A 21575-nucleotide genomic window follows, 5' to 3' on the forward strand; every position below is an offset into this window, starting at 1 on the left:
GAACGACAAAACAATGGCCTGGAGGCTACCTTGTTAAACGCATTTAAACTTTCGCTTCAATACATTCTGCCAAAACTGTGGCTCACTCGCCTGGCGGGCTGGGGCGCAAGCAAACGCGCGGGCTGGCTGACCAAACTGGTCATCGATCTTTTCGTAAAATATTACAAGGTCGACATGAAAGAGGCGCAAAAGCCGGACACCGCCAGCTACCGCACCTTCAACGAGTTCTTCGTGCGTCCGCTGCGTGACGAAGTGCGCCCGCTGAACACCGACCCTAACGTGCTGGTGATGCCTGCGGACGGTGTGATCAGCCAGTTGGGTAACATCGAAGACGACAAAATCCTGCAGGCGAAGGGCCATAACTACAGTCTGGAAGCGCTGCTGGCAGGTAACTACCTGATGGCGGATCTGTTCCGTAATGGTACGTTTGCCACGACCTATCTGTCACCACGCGACTATCACCGCGTGCACATGCCGTGTAACGGTATCCTGCGTGAAATGATTTATGTCCCAGGCGACCTGTTCTCCGTAAACCATCTGACCGCGCAGAACGTGCCGAACCTGTTTGCCCGTAACGAGCGCGTCATCTGTCTGTTCGATACTGAATTTGGTCCTATGGCACAGATTCTGGTGGGTGCGACCATTGTAGGCAGTATCGAAACCGTCTGGGCCGGCACCATCACCCCACCGCGCGAAGGCGTGATCAAACGCTGGACCTGGCCTGCCGGTGAAGCGGAAGGCTCTGTGGCCCTGCTGAAAGGTCAGGAGATGGGTCGCTTCAAGCTGGGCTCGACCGTGATTAACCTGTTTGCGCCGGGCAAAGTGAAGCTGGCTGAACACCTCGAAAGCCTGTCAGTTACCAAACTGGGCCAGCCGCTGGCGGTCTCTACCGAAACCTTCGTGACGCCAGATGCAGAGCCTGCGCCGTTGCCGGAAGAAGAGATCAAGGCCGAGCACGACGCCAGCCCGCTGGTTGACGACAAAAAAGACGAAGGCTAACAACAGAAGGATCGCTGACGTGCGCCCGATTATCGTTCTACTGATGGCCTGGTGCCTCAGCATGGGGGCGTACGCAGCGACAGCCCCCGACGCCAAACAGATAACTCAGGAACTGGAGCAGGCAAAAGCGGCCAAACCCGCTCAGCCAGAGACCGTCGAGTCGCTCCAGGCTGCCCTGAACGCGCTTGAGGAGCGAAAAGGCTCTCTTGAGCGCGCTCAGCAGTATCAGCAGGTTATCGACAACTTCCCCAAACTCTCGCAGACGCTGCGCACGCAGCTTAATAATTTGCGTGACGAACCGCGCGATGTGCCCGCAGGGATGACCTCCGACGCACTAAACCAGGAGATCCTGCAGGTCAGCAGCCAGCTTCTGGAAAAGAGCCGCCTTGCTCAGCAGGAGCAGGAGCGCGCGCGCGAAATCGCCGACTCGCTCAGTCAGCTTCCGCAACAGCAAACCGACGCCCGTCGCCAGCTTAATGAAGTTGAGCGCCGCGTGGGTACGCAAAGCGGCAACACGCCGCAGGCGCAGGCCCAAAATCTGGGTCTGCAGGCAGAATCGGCTCGCCTGAAGGCCCTTGTCGATGAGCTCGAACTGGCGCAGCTTTCCGCCAATAACCGCCAGGAACTGTCGCGGATGCGCTCAGAACTCGCTCAGAAGCAGAGCGAGCAGTTAGACGCGTATCTTCAGGCCCTGCGCAACCAGCTCAACAGCCAGCGTCAACGCGAAGCGGAGCGCGCGCTGGAAAGTACCGAACTGCTCGCTGAAAACAGCGAAAATCTGCCTGCCGGTATCAACGAACAATTCAGGGTCAACCGCGAGCTTTCCGCCGCGCTGAACCAGCAGGCGCAGCGCATGGATCTGGTTGCCTCGCAGCAGCGTCAGGCCACCAATCAAACCCTTCAGGTTCGCCAGGCGCTCAACACCCTGCGCGAGCAGTCCCAGTGGCTCGGGTCATCTAACCTGCTGGGCGAAGCGTTGCGCGCCCAGGTCGCGCGCCTGCCGGAGATGCCGAAGCCGCAGCAGCTGGATACCGAGATGGCCCAGCTGCGCGTTCAGCGACTGCACTTTGAAGATCTCCTCAATAAACAGCCGCAAATCCGCCAGATCCGTCAGGCTGACGGACAGCCCCTGACCAGCGAGCAAAACCGCATTCTGGAAGCCCAGCTGCGTACCCAGCGTGAACTGCTGAACTCTCTGCTCCAGGGCGGGGATACGTTGATTCTGGAGCTGACCAAGCTAAAAGTATCCAACAGCCAGCTGGAAGATGCGCTGAAAGAGGTGAACGAGGCGACGCACCGTTATCTCTTCTGGACGTCCGACGTGCGTCCAATGACCTTCTCGTGGCCGATTGAGATTGTTCAGGACCTGCGCCGTCTGATTTCACTGGACACCTTCAGCCAGCTGGGACAGGCCAGCGTGATGATGTTCACCAGCAAAGAGACCATATTCCCGCTGCTGGGGGCGTTGATTCTGGTGGGCTTCAGCATTTACTCGCGCAGACATTTCACCCGTTTCCTGGAGCGTTCCAGCTCCAGGGTCGGGAAAGTCACCCAGGATCACTTCTGGCTGACGCTGCGCACCGTATTCTGGTCGATTCTTGTCGCCTCCCCGCTGCCGGTGCTGTGGATGACGCTAGGGTATGGCCTGCGGGAAGCCTGGCCCTATCCGCTCGCGGTCGCGATTGGCGATGGCGTCACCGCCACGGTGCCGCTGCTGTGGGTGGTCATGATTTGCGCCACCTTCGCACGCCCTAATGGCCTGTTCATCACCCACTTTGGCTGGCCGCGTAATCGCGTCGCGCGCGCCATGCGCTACTACCTGATGAGCATCGGGTTGATTGTGCCGCTGATTATGGCGCTGATCATGTTCGATAATCTCAACGACCGGGAATTCTCAGGCTCGCTGGGCCGCCTCTGCTTTATGCTGATATGCGGGGCGCTGGCTATCGTCACGCTCAGCCTGAAACGCGCGGGTATTCCGCTCTATCTGGATAAATCCGGCAGCGGCGAAAACATGTTTAACCGGCTGCTCTGGAACCTGCTGCTTAGCGCGCCGCTGTTTGCGATGCTGGCAGCCGCGGTGGGCTATCTGGCAACCGCGCAGGCGCTGCTGGCGCGGCTGGAAACCTCGGTGGCCATCTGGTTCCTGCTTCTGGTGGTGTACCACGTGATCCGCCGCTGGATGCTGATCCAGCGCCGCCGCCTGGCCTTTGACCGAGCCAAGCATCGTCGGGCGGAGATCCTCGCCCAGCGCGCGCGGGGTGAGGAAGAGCCAAACCACGTCAACAGTACGGAAGGCACAACGGATGCGGACGAGGTTGAACTGGATCTGGATGCCATCAGCACCCAGTCCCTGCGCCTGGTTCGCTCCATCCTGATGCTGATTGCCCTCCTGTCGGTGATCTTCCTGTGGTCAGAGATCCACTCCGCATTTGGCTTCCTGGAGAACATCTCTCTCTGGGACGTGACGTCCACGGTGCAGGGTGTTGAAAGCCTGGAGCCGATTACCTTAGGGGCGGTGCTGATTGCCATTCTGGTGCTGATCATCACCACGCAGCTGGTGCGCAACTTCCCGGCGCTGCTGGAGCTGGCGCTGCTGCAGCACCTGGATTTAACCCCGGGGACGGGTTATGCGATTACGACCATTACCAAATATCTGATCATGCTGTTTGGCGGGCTGGTTGGCTTCTCAATGATCGGTATTGAGTGGTCGAAGCTCCAGTGGCTGGTAGCGGCTCTTGGTGTAGGGTTGGGTTTTGGTTTACAGGAGATCTTCGCCAACTTCATCTCTGGCCTGATCATTCTGTTCGAAAAACCGATCCGTATTGGCGATACCGTGACGATCCGCGATCTGACCGGCAGCATTACGAAGATCAACACCCGTGCGACGACGATCAGCGACTGGGACAGGAAAGAGATCATCGTGCCAAACAAGGCGTTTATCACCGAGCAGTTCATCAACTGGTCGCTGTCAGACTCCGTTACCCGTGTGGTGCTGACGGTACCGGCACCCTCGGATGCCAACAGCGAAGAGGTCACCCAGATCCTCTACACCGCCGCTGAGCGCTGCTCGCTGGTCATCGACAACCCGGCGCCGGAAGTCTTCCTTGTGGATTTACAGCAGGGGATCCAGATTTTCGAGCTGCGTATCTACGCCGCCGAAATGGGCCACCGTATGCCGCTGCGCCATGAGATCCACCAGCTGATTCTGGCGGGCTTCCGCGAGCACGGTATTGATATGCCGTTCCCACCGTTCCAGATGCGTCTGGAAACTCTGGACGGACGTAAAACGGGAAGAACGCTGACGTCAGCGGCGCGTACGCGCCCGGCGGGAAGTTTGTAACGCTGCTCCCCTCCCTTTCGGGAGGGGAATATTCCCGCTACGCCACTTCTGCGACGTACGCCATCGCGCGTCGACGGTAATTCTCATAAATCCCCATCGCCAGCAGCGAGAAGAAGATTGGGCCGCCGACCATCCACAGCGCGCTGTTCCAGTCATTCGCCTCAATTACCGGCTGAATAATGGTAAAGATGTTGGCAAACGCCACCACCAGCACCACCACCGTGGTCGCCAGCAGCGTTGCCGCACGGGTTTTAAAAATCACAAACGGACGTTCAAGATCCTGCTTCGCCTTAAAGAACGGGAATGCCAGGGTCAGGAACAGGTACGGCAGCGTCATCGACACGTTCGCCATCAGGGTCAGCTTGTTATAGAACGCCGATGCGGTATCGCCGCCAAATGACACCAGCAGAATAAACACGCACACCAGCAGACACTGCATCCACATGGCGTTGGCAGGCATGCCTGCGGTATTGAGTTGGGTCATGCGTCCCGGCCACAGCGCTTTTGGCGTCCCCTGGATGATCGCTTTCAGCGGCGAGTAGATCAGCGTGAAGAACGCGCCGGTATAGGCGAGGAACATCGACAGGCCGGTAATACGCGCAAACCAGACTCCCATTACCGATGCCGCCTCGGGACTCAGATTCATCGCCTGTCCCAGCGTCATCCCCAGGCTTTTCATCAACACATAGGTGATGTTGCCAAGGTTAGTGGTGTTGTTGCTCAGCACCTGCTGCCAGTTGGTGCTGACGCCCCAGAGGAAAATCGCCAGCGAATAGCCGATGGAAATGACGATGGCGGCAAAAATAATGCCTTTCGCAAAGTTCTTTTCCGGGTTCTCCGTTTTATCGACCAGGCCGCCTACGGCTTCAATACCGCCGTAAGCGAAGATAGCAAACACCACGAAGGAGAGCATAGCGAGCCCGGACTGGTAGCCCGGATTCGGCGAGGAGGCAAAGTTAACCTCCTGCGCGAAATGGCCGCCGTTCAGGCACAGGATAGCGATGCTCGCCAGCAGCAGTACCAGATTCAATCCCATAACCGAGATCCCGCCCACGGCGGTAATCCGGGCAATTTTGTTGATACCTTTAGACGCTACCAGGGTGACCAGCACCATCCAGCCTACCGCCAGAACCCCGACAACCTGCGTGGAGCTCAGCCCGGCTAAAGACCAGACCTGCGTTTTATCGGCACCGAAAAGAAACGTTGAGAACGGCACCCAGACTTTGGCCGCCGTACTGACCATCCAGACGACGTAGGATGAGAACCACATAAACGTGCCGATAAACGCATAGCGCGGCCCGACGCTGTTATTCATCCATGAGTAGATCCCGCCCTCTTCTTTCCGATAAGCCGAGCCCATCTCCGCCATCATCAGCGCAAACGGGATAAAGAAGAACAGAGCAGAAACGATATAAAACGGCGTCGCGCTGTAGCCCATCAGATAGAACGCTGACGGGCTGTTGGCAAAGCCAAAGACTGAAGTAAATATCATCAGAATGAGCCCGGTAAGGGTCATCTTTTTGAGTGACTGGGACATAGAACCATCCGAAGAGGAATTAAACTGCGCGGATGGTAGCAGAAGACCAGATAAAAATTGTGCCTATAAGGAGCAAATTAAGAAAAAGACCCGTGTATAGAGAAAGTGGCAGTTTTTAATGTTGTTGTGCGGAAATGGAAAGGTTAATTGACAGGAATGGTAGGCCGGGTAAGCGCAGCCCACCCGGCATGTTATTAGGCGCGATCGACGGTAAAGGCAATCACATCGCCTAGCTGCTCTGCGCCCAGCGCCAGCATCACCAGACGGTCAACGCCCAGCGCCACGCCGGAGCAATCCGGCAGACCGGCTTTTAATGCTTCAAGCAGATTAACATCAATAGGCTGCTGCGGCAGACCGCGCGCGGCGCGCTTGCGGTTATCCTGCTCGAAGCGCTGCTGCTGCTCGCGGGCATCAGTCAGTTCGTGGAAGCCGTTCGCCAGCTCGATGCCTTTGTAATAGACCTCAAAACGCTCTGCAACACGATGATCTTCGGTACTGATCTGCGCCAGTGACGCCTGGCTTGCCGGGAAGTGATAGACAAACGTCGGACGATCTTTGCCAATCTGCGGTTCAACGCCGAAGGTGAACAGCAGCTGCAGCAGCGTGTCGCGATCCTCTTCGGTATCCGCCACGTTGCTCAGATCCAGCTTTGCCGCCACTTCGCGCAGCTGGGCTTTGTCCGCCGACAGCGGATCGATTTCCAGATGGCGCTGGAAAGCCTGCTGATAGGAGAGCGTTTCAGCTTCTGAGCACTCCAGGACCTGCTGCAGCAGATCGTCCACCTCATTCATCAGGCGGTACATATCATAATGCGGGCGGTACCACTCCAGCATGGTGAATTCCGGGTTGTGGTGACGCCCCATCTCTTCATTACGGAAGCTGCGGCACAGCTGATACACCGGACCACATCCCGCCGCCAGCAGGCGTTTCATGTGGTATTCCGGGCTGGTCATCAGATACAAATTCATGCCCTGAGAGTGGCCGGGGCCAACAAAACGGGTTTCAAACGGGACCAGATGAATATCCGTTACCGTTGCCTGACTCATGCACGGCGTTTCCACCTCCAGGACTCCGCGGTCGGCAAAGAAACGGCGGATCTCCGCCATAATTGCAGCGCGTTTTAACAGATTAGGGATGGATGCGCTCGGCTGCCAGGTGGCCGTTTCGCTCATGAGTTGTTCTCCGATTTCAGACAAGGGCACGAAGTCTACTCGTTAGCAGGGGCAGAGACAAATTTTGCGCAGTAAAAAAGCGCATTTCATTTAGGTGAGTAATTACGTGACGTAATTCATCAATCTTCATGATAAATCGCCTGACAGAACAGCAAAAAAATCGAACACGTCAAATTTCCCTGACATCTACACGGTTATACTGTTTTACCCATAAAGGAGCAGTGGAAACGCTTTCGCAATCGTCCTTTTGGACGGGTGAACTACCTTTAGTTTGTCGCGTTGCGAAATAACAAAAATCTGGAGGAATGTCGTGCAAACTTTTCAAGCCGATCTTGCCGTAATAGGCGCTGGCGGGGCTGGATTACGTGCTGCGATTGCTGCAGCACAAGCTAATCCCAACGCTAAAATCGCATTGATTTCAAAAGTCTATCCAATGCGTAGTCACACAGTGGCAGCAGAAGGAGGGTCCGCCGCCGTTGCGCAGGATCATGACAGCTTTGAATACCATTTCCACGACACGGTTGCAGGGGGCGACTGGCTTTGCGAACAGGATGTCGTTGACTACTTTGTGCATCATTGTCCAACGGAAATGACCCAGCTTGAACAGTGGGGATGTCCGTGGAGCCGCCGTCCGGACGGCAGCGTCAACGTTCGCCGCTTTGGCGGAATGAAGATTGAACGCACCTGGTTCGCCGCCGATAAAACCGGCTTCCACATGCTGCACACCCTGTTCCAGACCTCCCTTCAGTTCCCACAAATTCAGCGCTTCGATGAACATTTCGTCCTCGACATTCTGGTTGATGACGGACAGGCGCGTGGCCTGGTGGCGATGAACATGATGGAAGGCACGCTTGTCCAGATCCGCGCGAAAGCTGTGGTGATGGCAACAGGCGGTGCGGGCCGCGTTTATCGTTATAACACCAACGGCGGCATCGTCACCGGTGACGGCATGGGCATGGCGCTCAGCCACGGCGTACCGCTGCGCGATATGGAGTTCGTGCAGTATCACCCAACCGGCCTGCCGGGCTCCGGCATTCTGATGACGGAAGGCTGCCGCGGCGAAGGCGGTATTCTGGTCAATAAAAACGGCTACCGCTATCTGCAGGATTACGGCATGGGCCCGGAAACCCCGCTCGGCGAGCCGAAGAACAAATACATGGAACTCGGCCCGCGCGACAAAGTCTCTCAGGCCTTCTGGCACGAGTGGCGCAAAGGCAACACCATCTCCACGCCGCGCGGCGATGTGGTCTATCTCGACCTGCGTCATCTTGGCGAGAAGAAGCTGCTGGAACGTCTGCCGTTCATCTGCGAGCTGGCGAAAGCTTATGTCGGCGTCGACCCGGTGAAAGAGCCGATTCCGGTGCGTCCAACCGCGCACTACACCATGGGCGGGATCGAAACCGACCAGCAGTGCGAAACCCGAATTAAAGGCCTGTTCGCCGTCGGCGAGTGTTCCTCTGTCGGTCTGCACGGCGCTAACCGTCTCGGGTCTAACTCGCTGGCAGAGCTGGTCGTCTTTGGCCGCATGGCGGGCGAGCGCGCGATGGAGCGGGCGGCGACAGCAGGCGAAGCCAACGGTGCCGCGCTGGATGCGCAGGTCGCAGACGTTGAAAAACGCCTGAAAGATCTGGTGAACCAGGAAGGCAATGAGAACTGGTCGAAGATCCGCGACGAGATGGGCCTGTCGATGGAAGAAGGCTGCGGTATCTACCGTACCCCTGAGCTGATGCAAAAAACCGTCGACAAGCTGGCGGAACTGCAGGAGCGCTTCAAGCGCGTTCGCATCACCGATACCTCCAGCGTATTCAACACCGACCTGCTCTACACCATCGAGCTGGGCCACGGTCTGAACGTCGCGGAATGTATGGCGCACTCTGCGCTGGCGCGTAAAGAGTCGCGTGGGGCCCACCAGCGTCTGGACGAAGGCTGTACCGAACGTGACGACGTCAATTTCCTGAAACACACTCTCGCCTGGCGCGATGCGGATGGCACCACACGTCTGGACTACAGCGACGTGAAAATCACCACGCTGCCGCCGGCAAAACGCGTGTACGGTGCAGAAGCAGAAGCCGCCGAGAAGAAGGAGAAGGCGAATGGCTGAGATGCAAAAAATGAAAGTTGAAGTGGTGCGCTACAATCCGGAAGTGGACGCCGCGCCGCACAGCGCTTTCTATGAAGTGCCTTATGACGAGCAAACCTCCCTGCTGGATGCGCTCGGCTATATCAAAGACAACCTGGCGCCAGACCTGAGCTACCGCTGGTCCTGCCGCATGGCGATTTGCGGCTCCTGCGGCATGATGGTTAACAAGGTGCCAAAGCTGGCCTGTAAGACCTTCCTGCGCGAATACACCAAAGGCATTAAGGTCGAAGCGCTGGGCAACTTCCCGATTGAACGCGATCTGGTGGTCGATATGACCCACTTTATCGAAAGCCTGGAAGCCATTAAGCCGTACATCATCGGTAATCCGCGCACGCCGGATCAGGGCCCAAATACCCAGACCCCGGCCCAGATGGCGAAATACCATCAGTTCTCCGGCTGCATCAACTGCGGTCTTTGCTACGCCGCCTGTCCACAGTTTGGCCTGAACAAGGAGTTTATCGGCCCGGCCGCCATTACCCTGGCGCACCGCTATAACGAGGACAGCCGCGACCACGGTAAAAAAGAACGTATGGCGCAGCTTAACAGCCAGAACGGCGTCTGGAGCTGTACCTTTGTGGGTTATTGCTCCGAAGTTTGTCCGAAGCACGTCGACCCGGCCGCCGCAATTCAGCAGGGTAAAGTGGAAAGCTCGAAAGACTTTCTTATCGCTACCCTGAAACCACGCTAAGGAGTGCATGATGACGACTAAACGCAAAGCCTATGTGCGACCTGTGCCGTCCACCTGGTGGAAAAACCTGCCGTTTTATCGCTTCTACATGCTGCGTGAAGGCACGGCGGTACCGGCGGTCTGGTTCAGCCTTGAGCTGATGTACGGCGTTTTTGCCCTCAAGCACGGTCCGGAAGCCTGGGCCAGCTTTGTCGGTTTCCTGCAAAACCCGATCATTGTTGTTCTGAACCTGATCGTGCTCGCGGCCGCGCTGCTTCATACCAAAACCTGGTTTGAGCTGGCGCCAAAAGCGGCGAATATCATCATAAAAGACGAGAAAATGGGGCCAGAGCCGGTGATTAAAGGGCTCTGGGCAGTGACGATTTTGGTCACTGTGGTCATTCTGTCTGTCGCATTGTTCTGGTAAGGAGACACCTGTGATCAATCCAAATCCAAAACGTTCTGACGAGCCGGTCTTCTGGGGCCTGTTTGGCGCAGGCGGCATGTGGAGTGCCATCATCGCCCCCGTCATCATCCTGCTGGTCGGCATTATGCTGCCGCTGGGGCTGTTCCCGGGCGATGCGCTGAGCTACGAACGCGTACTGGCGTTCGCGAGCAGCTTTATCGGCCGCGTGTTCATCTTCCTGATGATCGTCCTGCCGCTGTGGTGTGGTCTGCACCGTATTCACCATGCGATGCATGACCTGAAAATCCATGTCCCGAGCGGTAAATGGGTATTCTACGGTCTGGCGACCATCCTGACCGTGGTGACGCTGATTGCCGTGGTCACCATCTGACGCTTCTGGCCCGCCATCCGGCGGGCCTTTTATTTCTGCATCTTCCCCACCAGCCACTGGGCAAACTCGCGCATTGCGGGCGTTTCTGTCCGCGACTGCAGTTTTGTCAGCCAGTAGCTGCCGAGGTCAATCTGCGTTGCAAACGGCTGCACGATGCGCTCGCTGCTGAGTAAATGGGTAAACATGTCGACAGGCGCAATGGCAATCCCTGTGCCTGCCTGCGCGGCTTCCAGCATGGTCACGGACGAATCAAACACCATCACCCGGTGCGTCGGCGAGGGAGGATGTTCACCCGCTGCCTGCATCCACGCAGCCCACTCGTCGCGCCGGTAGGAGCGCAGCAGGGTAAACTTCAGGATATCTGCCGGGCTTTTGAGTACTGAGGCAATCTCGGGTGTACAGAGCGGAGACAGCGGCGCAGGGCAAAGGAATTCAGCATCGGTTCCATGCCACGCGCCGCCACCGTAGCGAATGGTGTAATCAAGCCCTTCAGCCGCCGGATCGACGCGATTGTTGTGGGTGGAAAGCTGAAGATCAATATGCGGATAGCAGCGGCGAAAGTCCGCGAGCAGCGAGAATAAAACGCCCGTAGCAAAGGTCCCTACCACACCTATTTTGAGCTTCTCCTGAGCGCGCTGGCTGGCAAAACGATCCAGCATTCCGGCGATGCGATCGAACGAATCATTTAGCACCGGCAGCAAATTCTCGCCTTCGGTGGTCAACATCAGCCCGCGCGAAACGCGGACAAACAGCTGGCAATTAAGGTGCTGCTCCAGCGCCTTTACGTGCTGGCTAATCGCGGAATGGGTGACATTCAGCTCGATAGCGGCATGCGTAAAACTGAGGTGCCTGGCGGCCGCTTCAAACGCCCGCAGGGAATTAAGAGGAAGATAGCTGCGCGTCATGGTCTCATCCGTTAGAAAAATTAACAGCTAATGCTAAATTTAACCGTTTGTCAGCCATAGTCAAATCCAACAGACTACAGCGGTCTGACGGGCCCGGACACTCCCTTGAACTGCTATTACGGAAGATAAATGATGATGACAAAATCCCTTTGCTGCGCCCTGCTGCTCAGCACCTCCTGCTCGGTATTGGCTGCCCCGATGTCAGAAAAACAGCTGGCTGAGGTGGTGGAACGTACCGTTACGCCGCTGATGAAAGCGCAGGCCATTCCGGGTATGGCGGTGGCGGTGATTTATGAGGGTCAGCCGCACTACTTTACCTTCGGTAAAGCCGATATTGCGGCAAACAAACCCGTTACCCCACAAACCTTGTTCGAACTGGGTTCTATAAGTAAAACCTTCACCGGCGTATTGGGTGGCGATGCCATTGCTCGCGGTGAAATATCGCTGGGCGATCCGGTGACCAAATACTGGCCTGAGCTGACAGGCAAGCAGTGGCAGGGGATTCGCATGCTGGATCTGGCAACCTATACCGCAGGCGGTCTGCCGTTACAGGTACCGGACGAGGTCACGGATAGCGCCTCTCTGCTGCGCTTTTATCAAAACTGGCAGCCGCAGTGGAAGCCGGGCACCACGCGTCTTTACGCCAACGCCAGCATCGGTCTTTTTGGCGCGCTGGCGGTTAAGCCTTCCGGCATGAGCTATGAGAAGGCCATAACGACGCGGGTCTTTAAGCCCCTCAAGCTGGACCATACCTGGATTAACGTTCCGAAAGCGGAAGAGGCGCATTACGCCTGGGGATACCGCGACGGTAAAGCGGTACACGTTTCGCCAGGCATGCTCGACGCGGAAGCCTATGGCGTAAAAACCAACGTGCAGGATATGGCAAGCTGGGTAATGGTCAACATGAAGCCGGACTCCCTTCAGGATACTTCACTCAGGCAAGGCATTACCCTGGCGCAGTCTCGCTACTGGCGCGTGGGAGCGATGTATCAGGGTTTAGGCTGGGAAATGCTTAACTGGCCGGTCGATGCCAAAACCGTGGTAGAGGGTAGCGGCAATAAGGTGGCGCTGGCGCCGCTGCCCGCGAGAGAAGTGAATCCACCGGCGCCTCCGGTAAAAGCCTCCTGGGTCCATAAAACCGGCTCAACCGGCGGGTTTGGCAGCTACGTGGCCTTTATTCCTGAAAAGCAGCTCGGCATTGTGATGCTGGCGAATAAAAGCTATCCGAACCCGGCACGCGTTGAAGCGGCATACCATATCCTCGACGCGCTGCAGTAAAACATTGCCGGGTGGCGGCTTCGCCTTACCCGGCCAACAAAATCCACGGTGTGGCCACCCGGCGAAACACACCGCACAAAAACCACATTTTCCTTGCCGTCATCTACACTTAACAAAAAACAGTAAGGAAACTCCTATGCGCATTCTGCCTGTTATCGCCGCGGTGACAGCCGCGTTTTTAGTGGTTGCCTGCAGTTCCCCTACCCCACCGCCTGGCGTTACCGTCGTCACGCCTTTTGATGCACAGCGCTTCCTTGGAACATGGTATGAAATCGCGCGCTTCGACCATCGGTTTGAGCAGGGCCTAGAGAAGGTCACTGCGAATTACAGTCCGATGGATGATGGCGGTATTCAGGTGATCAACCGGGGCTATAATCCCGACCGGGAGATGTGGCAACAGTCGATTGGGAAAGCGTACTTCACGGGCGACCCGCGACGGGCCGCGCTCAAAGTCTCGTTTTTTGGCCCGTTTTATGGCGGCTATAACGTGATCGCGCTCGACAGAGAGTACCGTCACGCGCTGGTCTGCGGACCGGATCGCGACTATCTGTGGATACTTTCCCGCACGCCAACGATTTCGTCAGAAATGAAACAGCAGATGCTGGACGTCGCGACCCGGCAAGGGTTTGATGTGTCAAAACTCATCTGGGTAAAACAACCCCATTAATGGGTACTGAGCTTCAGCCCAATGATCCCGGCCACAATCAAGGCGAGGCTGGCGATACGCGCCAGACTCGCTGACTCTCCCAGCAGCAGAATGCCGGTGATGGCGGCCCCCACCGCACCAATGCCCGTCCAGACGGCATAAGCCGTTCCCACAGGCAGCGAGCGCATCGCCCAGGATAACAGGACAATACTCACGATCATCGCGGTGACGGTAATGACGCTGGGCGTCAGACGGGTAAATCCGTGGGTGTATTTGAGACCAATCGCCCATACCACTTCGAGCAGGCCAGCAATAAAAAGAATGATCCAGGACATTTCAGGCTCCTTAACTTAATTCAAGTTGGGGCCGTCCCCGGTGAAAGAAACGCTTACGGGTCGTCCCGTAAGGCAGAGATTACGCCTCATATTGTGGTTAGCGTGCTATTTTTTTTCAATCATTTTTTGCTGAACACGTTAAGGCAAGAAATAGCCGCAGTATGGCGCGTAGTTCCGGCATTTAGCACTCATCCGACTTCTCTATGATGATGTGCTTTCTGATGGCAGGAAGCCAAACCACTAGCCGACTGCGAATAAAATATGTTCAAAATTCTTTTGATTGACCGTTGTCACTTCACCCGCACGGGGTTTGAAGCATGGCTCAATCATTCCGGTTTGTTCCCGGGACACTACGTTGTGACCGGGCTGAATAATCTGTTCCTTGCCAGAGAGCACATTCTGCAATGGAAACCCACGCTGGTTATCGCTGACCTGTACGGCTTCAGGCAGGATATCCACCATTTTCAGCAACTCTCGTCCTTGCTCAACGCCAGTGAACGCTTACCGTTTATTTTGCTGCAATCGGGAGAGGACAACGGCATGACAGACTGGCTCGGACAGTTCCCGGTGTGGTCGTCGTTGTTGAAAAACGCCAGTCTTGAAAAGGTGGCAACGGTTATCAACGACGCATTGATCTCGCGCTCATATTCTGAAAGGCCAACAGCCGCCGCCCCCTTGCTGACCCGGCAGGAAGAGAAGGTGCTGACATTATGGATGGACGGCGCGAGCAATCAGAAGATTGCTGCTCACCTGAGTATTAACGGAAAAACGGTTTATACCTATAAACGCAATATCCGCATGAAACTGCATATGGATACGCGTTTCTCCCCGTTTTTATCCCTGCAGGAAGTCGAGAATTGACGGTACGGTGAAAGTATCATGCCGTACCGTCCATACTTTTAGTTCTGGGCTTTCGTTGCTGCACCAGAGATTGCGCTACCACCTTCAGAAATATCCTGACCGACGCCACGCGTGGTATTACAGGCCGTTAACACTGAAGAAAGCACCAGGACTGAAAAGATCGCTGCAATTGTCTTCTTAACCATAATATCTTCCTTTTATAGCCAAAGTTGTTTTGTGTATAGCAACTTAAGAATAGACAAGATCCCGCCGGTTGACGGAAAAGGAAGCATTTTTAGGAAAATTAGACGAACTTAGCTGGCGGCGTGAGAAATGATATGACCGAGATCCTGGATATCTTGTCCCATTCCACGGGTGGTGTTACACCCGGAAAGCAATGCACTGGAAAGCGCTAACAGAAGCAGAATTTTAACGGTACGTTTCATCATCCCTGCCTGCAAAAATCAGGCGCAGCGGGCGCTGCGCCTTCAATCATGACGTAAATTACTTCACGCGGGACACGTATTCGCCGGAGCGGGTATCCACTTTGATCACTTCGCCAGTCTGTACGAACAATGGCACTTTAACCACTGCGCCGGTAGACAGTTTGGCTGGTTTACCGCCGGTACCTGCGGTATCACCTTTCAGACCTGGATCGGTTTCAACGATTTCCAGTTCTACGAAGTTTGGTGGGGTCACAGCGATAGGCTGGCCGTTCCACAGGGTCACGATGCACTCAGCCTGATCCAGCAGCCATTTAGCGCTGTCGCCTACTGCTTTCTCATCAGCAGACAGCTGTTCGAAAGTAGAGTTGTTCATGAAATGATAGAACTCACCGTCGTTGTACAGATAGGTCAGGTTCATATCAACAACATCAGCGCCTTCAGCAGAGTCAGTAGACTTGAAGGTTTTCTCAACACGGGTACCGGTCAGCAGGCGGCGCAGCTTAACGCGTGCGAATGCCTGGCCTTTACCTGGTTTAACGAATTCGCTGGCTTCAACCGCGTACGGTTCGCCGTCCATCATGATTTTAAGACCAGCACGAAAATCGTTGCTATAGTACGTTGCCATAAGGCCCTCTAAATTTGTTAACTGGTAGCTAAGCCACAAAATGGCGCATATTGTAACCCTAAACACCCCGTCCAGAGAAGATTGGTTATCGCAACTTGCCGATGTAATCACCAGTCCTGATGAATTGCTGCGTCTTTTAGACCTCGATCAGCATCCAGAGTTGCTTGCAGGCCGCGAGGCAAAACGCCTTTTCGCCCTGCGCGTTCCCCGCGCGTTTGTGGCGCGGATGGAGAAAGGCAATCCCAACGATCCGCTATTAAAGCAAACACTTACTTCGCAGGATGAGTTTGTCACCGCGCCCGGTTATAGCACCGATCCGCTGGAAGAACAGAACAGCGTGGTGCCGGGTTTACTGCACAAATATCTCAACCGCGCCCTGCTGCTGGTAAAAGGCGGCTGCGCGGTAAATTGTCGTTATTGCTTCCGTCGGCACTTTCCTTATGCCGAAAATCAGGGCAATAAACGCAACTGGCAGGTCGCACTGGACTATATCGCCGCCCATCCGGAGCTGGATGAGATTATTTTTTCCGGCGGCGACCCGCTGATGGCGAAAGATCATGAGCTGGACTGGCTGCTGACCCAGCTTGAAGCCATCCCGCATATTAAGCGTTTGCGCATTCACAGCCGTTTACCGATTGTCATTCCGGCCCGTGTCACGGACGGCCTGGTGTCACGCATGGAGCAGTCCCGCCTGCAGGTGTTGCTGGTGAACCATATCAATCACGCGAATGAAATTGATGATGCGTTTCGCGCGGCGATGGCGCGGCTGCGTAAAGCGGGCGTGACGCTGCTGAACCAGAGCGTGCTGCTGCGCGGCGTGAATGACAGTGCCCGCGTGCTGGCAGATTTGAGCAATGCGTTGTTTGATGCGGGCGTGATGCCCTATTACCTGCACGTGTTGGATCGCGTTCAGGGCGCGGCACATTTCATGGTGACGGATGAAGAAGCCCGGAAGATTATGCGCGAACTGTTAACGCTGGTTTCAGGCTATATGGTGCCGAAGCTGGCGCGCGAGATTGGCGGTGAGCCAAGCAAGACGCCGCTGGATTTGCAGCTGCGGCAGTGCTAAAAGGCAGGTGGCGCTACGCTTACCTGCCCTACGGGGTCCGGGGGCAGCGCCATCAGCAAGTTAACTCAGTTCGGGCACTTGTAGACCTGACCGTTCATCTGGCTGGCGGTCGGCACGAAGCTGGACAGCATACTCTGCGTTGGGCTGCTCACGCCGTAAATCACGTTACCGCCCATTGCCGCAGCCTGGTTACGCAGGGCATTCGCCGCACCGCGCATCGAGCCACCTTCTTCGCCATGCTGACCTGACATCCAGTTACTTTGCTCACCGGTTGCCGTGCCTAATAGCTGGCATTCACTGCCAGGCTTATCTTCCACAAAGCGAACGCCCTGGCCCGCTGCCGACAGCTCATTGCTGGAGCTACAACCCGCCAGCAGCAATGCTGCTCCTACGATCCCTGCACAGACTTTTACGCGCATGTTATTCCTCGTTTTCAATAAGCTGGACAGTAGTTGTCCGTGTGTAAATCTTATACCTAAAAGATGACCAAAAGAAAAACCCCCGAGCATCTCTGCCCGGGGGTTTTTCACATTCTACGACGTAGAACGCACGATTACATCATGCCGCCCATACCGCCCATGCCACCCATGCCAGCAGCACCTAAGTCTGGTGCATCGCCTTTAGGCATATCGGTGACCATACATTCGGTGGTGATCATCAGGCCAGCGACAGACGCCGCGTACTGCAGAGCAGAACGGGTTACTTTCGTTGGGTCCAGGATACCGAAGTCGATCATGTTGCCGTATTCTTCAGTTGCTGCGTTGTAACCGTAGTTACCTTCGCCCGCTTTCACGTTGTTCGCAACCACAGATGGCTCTTCACCAGCGTTGGACACGATCTGACGCAGAGGCGCTTCCATTGCGCGCAGCGCAACTTTGATACCCACGTTCTGGTCTTCGTTCTGAGCGGTCAGGCCAGCCAGTTTAGCGGCTACACGCACCAGCGCGACGCCACCACCAGCAACTACGCCTTCTTCTACCGCAGCACGGGTCGCGTGCAGGGCATCGTCAACGCGTGCTTTCTTCTCTTTCATTTCAACTTCGGTCGCAGCACCAACTTTGATAACCGCAACGCCGCCTGCCAGTTTCGCTACGCGCTCCTGCAGTTTTTCACGGTCGTAATCGGAAGTTGCTTCTTCGATCTGCTTACGGATCTGACCAACACGGCCCTGAATAGCGGCTTCTTCACCCACGCCATCGATGATGGTGGTGGTGTCTTTGTTGATCACAACGCGTTTCGCCTGGCCCAGGTCTTCCAGGGTCGCTTTTTCCAGCTCCATACCGATCTCTTCAGAGATCACGGTACCGCCGGTCAGGGTAGCGATATCCTGCAGCATTGCTTTACGGCGATCGCCGAAACCAGGTGCTTTAACCGCAGCCACTTTCACGATGCCGCGCATGGTGTTAACCACCAGGGTCGCCAGCGCTTCGCCTTCAACGTCTTCAGCGATGATAACCAGCGGCTTGCCTGCTTTCGCAACGGCTTCCAGCACTGGCAGCATTTCGCGGATGTTGGAGATTTTCTTGTCAGCCAGCAGGATGAACGGGCTTTCCAGCTCAACAGCGCCAGTCTCTGGCTTGTTGATGAAGTATGGGGACAGGTAACCGCGGTCGAACTGCATACCTTCAACCACGTCCAGTTCGTCTTCCAGACCGGTACCGTCTTCAACGGTGATCACGCCTTCTTTACCGACTTTGTCCATCGCTTCAGCGATCAGTTTACCTACGGTTTCGTCGGAGTTAGCGGAGATGGTACCAACCTGAGCAATGGCTTTAGAGTCAGAGCACGGTACGGACAGCGCTTTCAGTTCTTCAACAGCGGAAGCGACAGCTTTGTCGATACCACGTTTCAGATCCATTGGGTTCATGCCCGCAGCAACGGCTTTCAGACCTTCAGTGATGATAGCCTGCGCCAGAACGGTCGCGGTGGTGGTACCGTCGCCTGCAGCGTCGTTCGCTTTAGAGGCAACTTCTTTCACCATCTGCGCGCCCATGTTTTCAAACTTGTCTTCCAGCTCGATTTCACGTGCTACAGAAACACCATCTTTGGTGATGGTTGGCGCGCCGAAGGATTTATCCAGCACTACGTTGCGGCCTTTCGGGCCCAGGGTCACTTTAACTGCATCTGCCAGTACGTTTACGCCGCGGAGCATTTTTACACGAGCGTCGTTACCGAATTTTACGTCTTTAGCTGCCATGTTCTTATTTCCTCAAATTCTCGTGCGTAAATTACGCTTCAACAATTGCCAGAATGTCGCTCTCGGACATGATCAACACTTCTTCATTGTCGATCTTCTCGGATTTCACGCCGTAGCCATCGTTGAAAATTACGATGTCACCAACTTTAACGTCCAGTGGCTGCACAGTTCCGTTTTCCAGGATGCGGCCCTTACCGACAGCGATGATTTCGCCACGCGTTGATTTGGCTGCTGCAGAACCGGTCAGAACGATGCCGCCAGCAGACTTGGTTTCAACTTCTTTACGTTTGACGATCACACGATCATGTAACGGACGAATACTCATTGATAGCTCTCCTTTGAGAAAGTCATTATCAGTTATGGATGACGCCGGCCCGCATGCGGTTTTCCGACTAGTGCCCTGAGAGATGGGGATAGCTTTTTACCCCTTCAAGGGGGAGTCGAAAAAAAAATTTGCGAAAGTGTTACCATCGCCTCTCTTTTGGTACTGGCAGGGCGATGTCAATGAGTGGACTCAAGCAGGAGTTGGGGCTGGCGCAGGGCGTTGGATTGCTCTCAACCTCCTTGTTAGGTACGGGCGTGTTCGCCGTACCCGCGCTGGCGGCGCTGGCGGCTGGAAATAACAGCCTGTGGGCGTGGCCAGCGCTGATTGTATTGGTTTTCCCGATAGCCATTGTGTTTGCCATCCTGGGGCGGCATTTCCCCAGCGCGGGCGGCGTGGCGCACTTTGTCGGCCTGGCCTTTGGTCCGCGACTGCAGCGCGTCACCGGCTGGCTGTTTCTCTCCGTCATTCCGGTTGGTCTCCCTGCGGCGCTGCATATTGCGACCGGCTTTGGTCAGGCGCTGTTTGGCTGGCATAACGAGCAGTTATTGCTGGCCGAACTGGGTACGCTGGCAATCGTCTGGTGGGTAGGCTCTCGCGGAGCCAGCTCCAGCGCCAACCTGCAGACGCTGGTTTCGGTGCTGATTGTCGCGCTCATTGCCGCTATCTGGTGGGCGGGCGATATTACAATCAAGGAAATTCCCTTCCCGGCGATGACAGATGTCGACCCTTCACAACTTTTCGCCGCGCTCTCCGTCATGTTCTGGTGTTTTGTGGGCCTGGAAGCCTTTGCCCATCTGGCCTCTGAATTTAAGCAGCCTGAGCGTGATTTTCCCCGCGCGCTGATGATAGGCCTGCTGCTGGCAGGTACGGTCTATTGGGCCTGCACCGTGCTGATATTACACTTCAACGCGTTCGGTGCAGATCTCTCCGCCGCGGCATCGCTGCCGGGTATCGTGGTTAAACTGTTCGGTGTGAAGGCGCTGTGGATCGCCTGCGTCATCGGCTATCTGGCCTGTTTTGCCAGCCTGAATATTTATATCCAGAGCTTTGCCCGGCTGGTGTGGTCACAGGCGCTCGACAAACCTGAGAATCGCCTCGCGCGCCTGTCTAAACGCCAGCTTCCGCTGAATGCCCTGAATGCCGTACTGGGCTGCTGCGTGTTGAGCACGCTGTGTATCTACGTACTGAAGATCAATCTGGACGCGCTGATCGTCTACGCCAACGGCATTTTCATCATGATTTATCTGCTGTGCATGCTGGCGGGATGTCGTTTGCTGAAAGGTCGTTATAAAGCACTGGCAGTCGTCGGGGGCATGCTTTGCCTGCTGTTGCTGGCGATGGTGGGCTGGAAGAGTCTGTACGCGATTGTCATGCTGGCAGGGCTGTGGCTGTTTTTGCCGAAGCGCGGTCTGCTGTCGGATGCCCGGTAAGCGAAGCGCCACCGGGCAACAACATCACCGATCGTCTTTATGGTCTAAACGGTCGTGCTGCTCATCCTTACGCTGATACTCCCCTTCAAAGGTATCGCCCGGCCCGGTGCTAAACCCGCCCCCGGGCATACGGCTAAAGCGCAGATGCGGCAGCAGCTTCATAGTCAGGTGCTTTTGCACCGGCGGCAGAAGCAGCAGAAGGCCGAGGAAATCAGTGAAGAACCCCGGCAGGATCAGCAGCAGCCCCGCAATAATCAGCGATACGCTTTTGATCATCTCCGCCGCCGGGCTTTCGCCTGCGGCCATCTTTTGCTGCATTAACAGGAAATTTTTGAAACCCTGATTACGCACCAGCGACATGCCGATGACGGAGGTGAAAATCACCAGAATCAGCGTCAGCAGGACGCCCAGCACATGGGCAACCTGGATGAAAATAGAAATCTCAATGTAAACATAGAGAAAGAAAGCAATAAACGGTATCCAGCGCACTGGCATCTCCTGTGTGGCAAGGGCCGTCGGGCCCCTGTCTGAATGTGTTCGCGACGCGCGTTTGTATGAAATGGTGACGGTTAGCGAAAATTCAATCAGTTTGCACGGATATTTTTTTTGGAAATATTAAAGCGGTGACCCATTTCACAGATTAATAATTATCATGGAATCGGCTCGATAATAAGTGATCCAGCTTACGGCAATTCGCTATCATCAGCATATGATCTCGAACATCTGGCTGATTGAGGGAATAATCGTCGGCCAGAAAATATTCAAAACCACATAAATACTGTGTGTTTAGTACAATCCATCGGCAGCTTGAAAAGAAGGTTCAC

General features: G+C 55.6%; 22 protein-coding genes. 11 read left to right on the top strand and 11 right to left on the bottom strand.

The window, feature by feature from the left end; all coding sequences use genetic code 11:
* Window positions 1-30 precede the first annotated feature (30 nt).
* Both asd and mscM read left to right on the top strand, forming a co-directional pair.
* Window positions 31-999: an archaetidylserine decarboxylase gene (asd, locus tag N037_RS12640; RefSeq protein WP_023334241.1), complete on the top strand. Its 969-nt coding sequence runs from the start codon at window positions 31-33 to the stop codon at window positions 997-999.
* 19 nt (window positions 1000-1018) lie between these two features.
* Window positions 1019-4342 (top strand): miniconductance mechanosensitive channel MscM, encoded by a 3324-nt coding sequence (gene mscM / locus N037_RS12645; protein ID WP_023334240.1) that lies wholly within the window; start codon window positions 1019-1021, stop codon window positions 4340-4342.
* A gap of 37 nt (window positions 4343-4379) precedes the next feature.
* Here the strand turns inward: mscM and yjeM are convergent, their stop codons facing one another.
* Together yjeM and epmA are read right to left on the bottom strand one after the other, a co-directional pair.
* Window positions 4380-5879 carry a glutamate/gamma-aminobutyrate family transporter YjeM gene (gene yjeM / locus N037_RS12650; protein WP_032641372.1) on the bottom strand — a complete coding sequence of 500 codons (1500 nt, stop codon included), beginning with the start codon at window positions 5877-5879 and terminating at the stop codon, window positions 4380-4382.
* A 194-nt stretch (window positions 5880-6073) separates the two neighbouring features.
* A complete protein-coding gene (epmA, locus tag N037_RS12655) occupies window positions 6074-7051 on the bottom strand; it encodes an elongation factor P--(R)-beta-lysine ligase (RefSeq protein ID WP_023334238.1) in 978 nt (325 codons plus the stop codon).
* 310 nt (window positions 7052-7361) lie between these two features.
* Here epmA and frdA point away from each other — a divergent pair, with 310 nt between their 5' ends.
* From frdA to frdD, 4 genes are read left to right on the top strand one after another with little or no spacing between them, the layout of a single operon-like run.
* Window positions 7362-9152 carry a fumarate reductase (quinol) flavoprotein subunit gene (gene frdA / locus N037_RS12660; protein ID WP_032641375.1) on the top strand — a complete coding sequence of 597 codons (1791 nt, stop codon included), beginning with the start codon at window positions 7362-7364 and terminating at the stop codon, window positions 9150-9152.
* Window positions 9145-9879 carry a succinate dehydrogenase/fumarate reductase iron-sulfur subunit gene (locus tag N037_RS12665; protein WP_023310124.1) on the top strand — a complete coding sequence of 245 codons (735 nt, stop codon included), beginning with the start codon at window positions 9145-9147 and terminating at the stop codon, window positions 9877-9879. The genes frdA and N037_RS12665 overlap by 8 nt, the downstream gene beginning before the upstream one ends.
* A gap of 10 nt (window positions 9880-9889) precedes the next feature.
* A complete protein-coding gene (frdC, locus tag N037_RS12670) occupies window positions 9890-10285 on the top strand; it encodes a fumarate reductase subunit FrdC (RefSeq protein ID WP_032641377.1) in 396 nt (131 codons plus the stop codon).
* Window positions 10286-10295: 10 nt separating this feature from the next.
* The gene (gene frdD, locus N037_RS12675) at window positions 10296-10655 is read left to right on the top strand and encodes a fumarate reductase subunit FrdD (RefSeq protein ID WP_000609653.1); all 360 of its coding nucleotides are present in this window, start codon (window positions 10296-10298) and stop codon (window positions 10653-10655) included.
* 29 nt (window positions 10656-10684) lie between these two features.
* Here frdD and ampR read toward each other — a convergent pair whose 3' ends face one another.
* The gene (gene ampR, locus N037_RS12680) at window positions 10685-11560 is read right to left on the bottom strand and encodes a LysR family transcriptional regulator AmpR (RefSeq protein WP_032641379.1); all 876 of its coding nucleotides are present in this window, start codon (window positions 11558-11560) and stop codon (window positions 10685-10687) included.
* Window positions 11561-11692: 132 nt separating this feature from the next.
* On the opposite strand from ampR, the gene blaACT reads away from it, so the two are divergent.
* Window positions 11693-12838, top strand: a complete 1146-nt coding sequence (gene blaACT, locus N037_RS12685) for an ACT family cephalosporin-hydrolyzing class C beta-lactamase (RefSeq protein ID WP_032641389.1) — start codon at window positions 11693-11695, stop codon at window positions 12836-12838.
* A 136-nt stretch (window positions 12839-12974) separates the two neighbouring features.
* Window positions 12975-13505, top strand: coding sequence for a lipocalin family protein (locus tag N037_RS12690; RefSeq protein ID WP_023334231.1), 531 nt, complete (start codon window positions 12975-12977; stop codon window positions 13503-13505).
* Here N037_RS12690 and sugE read toward each other — a convergent pair.
* Window positions 13502-13819: a quaternary ammonium compound efflux SMR transporter SugE gene (gene sugE / locus N037_RS12695; protein WP_006178944.1), complete on the bottom strand. Its 318-nt coding sequence runs from the start codon at window positions 13817-13819 to the stop codon at window positions 13502-13504. The genes N037_RS12690 and sugE overlap by 4 nt on opposite strands.
* Before the next feature lie 261 nt (window positions 13820-14080).
* On the opposite strand from sugE, the gene N037_RS12700 reads away from it, so the two are divergent.
* Entirely contained in the window at window positions 14081-14680 is a 600-nt protein-coding gene (locus N037_RS12700) for a helix-turn-helix transcriptional regulator (RefSeq protein WP_023334230.1), read from the top strand.
* Between the two features lie 38 nt (window positions 14681-14718).
* On the opposite strand, the gene ecnB is transcribed toward N037_RS12700, so the two are convergent.
* The 3 genes from ecnB to efp all read right to left on the bottom strand — a co-directional run bounded on the left by ecnB (window position 14719) and on the right by efp (window position 15730).
* Window positions 14719-14865 carry a lipoprotein toxin entericidin B gene (ecnB, locus tag N037_RS12705; protein WP_014068593.1) on the bottom strand — a complete coding sequence of 49 codons (147 nt, stop codon included), beginning with the start codon at window positions 14863-14865 and terminating at the stop codon, window positions 14719-14721.
* 108 nt (window positions 14866-14973) lie between these two features.
* Window positions 14974-15105, bottom strand: coding sequence for an entericidin A/B family lipoprotein (locus N037_RS12710; protein ID WP_024907352.1), 132 nt, complete (start codon window positions 15103-15105; stop codon window positions 14974-14976).
* 58 nt (window positions 15106-15163) lie between these two features.
* The gene (gene efp / locus N037_RS12715) at window positions 15164-15730 is read right to left on the bottom strand and encodes an elongation factor P (RefSeq protein ID WP_010427766.1); all 567 of its coding nucleotides are present in this window, start codon (window positions 15728-15730) and stop codon (window positions 15164-15166) included.
* Between the two features lie 40 nt (window positions 15731-15770).
* On the opposite strand from efp, the gene epmB reads away from it, so the two are divergent.
* Window positions 15771-16799 (top strand): EF-P beta-lysylation protein EpmB, encoded by a 1029-nt coding sequence (gene epmB / locus N037_RS12720; RefSeq protein WP_032641381.1) that lies wholly within the window; start codon window positions 15771-15773, stop codon window positions 16797-16799.
* 65 nt (window positions 16800-16864) lie between these two features.
* Here epmB and N037_RS12725 read toward each other — a convergent pair whose 3' ends face one another.
* The 3 genes from N037_RS12725 to N037_RS12735 all read right to left on the bottom strand — a co-directional run bounded on the left by N037_RS12725 (window position 16865) and on the right by N037_RS12735 (window position 19321).
* Window positions 16865-17218: a DUF4156 domain-containing protein gene (locus N037_RS12725; RefSeq protein ID WP_023310115.1), complete on the bottom strand. Its 354-nt coding sequence runs from the start codon at window positions 17216-17218 to the stop codon at window positions 16865-16867.
* A gap of 134 nt (window positions 17219-17352) precedes the next feature.
* On the bottom strand, window positions 17353-18996 hold the full coding sequence (gene groL / locus N037_RS12730; protein WP_014882201.1) for a chaperonin GroEL: 1644 nt from the start codon (window positions 18994-18996) through the stop codon (window positions 17353-17355).
* A gap of 31 nt (window positions 18997-19027) precedes the next feature.
* Window positions 19028-19321 carry a co-chaperone GroES gene (locus tag N037_RS12735; RefSeq protein ID WP_003855929.1) on the bottom strand — a complete coding sequence of 98 codons (294 nt, stop codon included), beginning with the start codon at window positions 19319-19321 and terminating at the stop codon, window positions 19028-19030.
* Window positions 19322-19500: 179 nt separating this feature from the next.
* Here N037_RS12735 and yjeH point away from each other — a divergent pair, with 179 nt between their 5' ends.
* Window positions 19501-20751, top strand: a complete 1251-nt coding sequence (gene yjeH / locus N037_RS12740; RefSeq protein WP_032641391.1) for an L-methionine/branched-chain amino acid transporter — start codon at window positions 19501-19503, stop codon at window positions 20749-20751.
* Window positions 20752-20775: 24 nt separating this feature from the next.
* Here yjeH and N037_RS12745 read toward each other — a convergent pair whose 3' ends face one another.
* The gene (locus N037_RS12745) at window positions 20776-21240 is read right to left on the bottom strand and encodes an FxsA family protein (RefSeq protein WP_023334227.1); all 465 of its coding nucleotides are present in this window, start codon (window positions 21238-21240) and stop codon (window positions 20776-20778) included.
* Window positions 21241-21575: the final 335 nt, after the last annotated feature.

Origin of the sequence: Enterobacter sp. EGD-HP1 (assembly GCF_000733275.2) — a bacterium.
GTDB lineage: Bacteria > Pseudomonadota > Gammaproteobacteria > Enterobacterales > Enterobacteriaceae > Enterobacter.

Coding starts and splice junctions, on each gene's coding strand:
- N037_RS12725 (WP_023310115.1), bottom strand. CDS start 17,218: ATGCGCGTAAAAGTCTGTGCAGGGATCGTAGGAGCAGCATTGCTGCTG.
- ecnB (WP_014068593.1), bottom strand. CDS start 14,865: ATGGTTAAGAAGACAATTGCAGCGATCTTTTCAGTCCTGGTGCTTTCT.
- groL (WP_014882201.1), bottom strand. CDS start 18,996: ATGGCAGCTAAAGACGTAAAATTCGGTAACGACGCTCGTGTAAAAATG.
- frdC (WP_032641377.1), top strand. CDS start 9,890: ATGACGACTAAACGCAAAGCCTATGTGCGACCTGTGCCGTCCACCTGG.
- N037_RS12665 (WP_023310124.1), top strand. CDS start 9,145: ATGGCTGAGATGCAAAAAATGAAAGTTGAAGTGGTGCGCTACAATCCG.
- N037_RS12700 (WP_023334230.1), top strand. CDS start 14,081: ATGTTCAAAATTCTTTTGATTGACCGTTGTCACTTCACCCGCACGGGG.
- ampR (WP_032641379.1), bottom strand. CDS start 11,560: ATGACGCGCAGCTATCTTCCTCTTAATTCCCTGCGGGCGTTTGAAGCG.
- yjeH (WP_032641391.1), top strand. CDS start 19,501: ATGAGTGGACTCAAGCAGGAGTTGGGGCTGGCGCAGGGCGTTGGATTG.
- blaACT (WP_032641389.1), top strand. CDS start 11,693: ATGATGACAAAATCCCTTTGCTGCGCCCTGCTGCTCAGCACCTCCTGC.
- N037_RS12710 (WP_024907352.1), bottom strand. CDS start 15,105: ATGAAACGTACCGTTAAAATTCTGCTTCTGTTAGCGCTTTCCAGTGCA.
- N037_RS12690 (WP_023334231.1), top strand. CDS start 12,975: ATGCGCATTCTGCCTGTTATCGCCGCGGTGACAGCCGCGTTTTTAGTG.
- sugE (WP_006178944.1), bottom strand. CDS start 13,819: ATGTCCTGGATCATTCTTTTTATTGCTGGCCTGCTCGAAGTGGTATGG.
- epmA (WP_023334238.1), bottom strand. CDS start 7,051: ATGAGCGAAACGGCCACCTGGCAGCCGAGCGCATCCATCCCTAATCTG.
- yjeM (WP_032641372.1), bottom strand. CDS start 5,879: ATGTCCCAGTCACTCAAAAAGATGACCCTTACCGGGCTCATTCTGATG.
- efp (WP_010427766.1), bottom strand. CDS start 15,730: ATGGCAACGTACTATAGCAACGATTTTCGTGCTGGTCTTAAAATCATG.
- N037_RS12735 (WP_003855929.1), bottom strand. CDS start 19,321: ATGAGTATTCGTCCGTTACATGATCGTGTGATCGTCAAACGTAAAGAA.
- epmB (WP_032641381.1), top strand. CDS start 15,771: ATGGCGCATATTGTAACCCTAAACACCCCGTCCAGAGAAGATTGGTTA.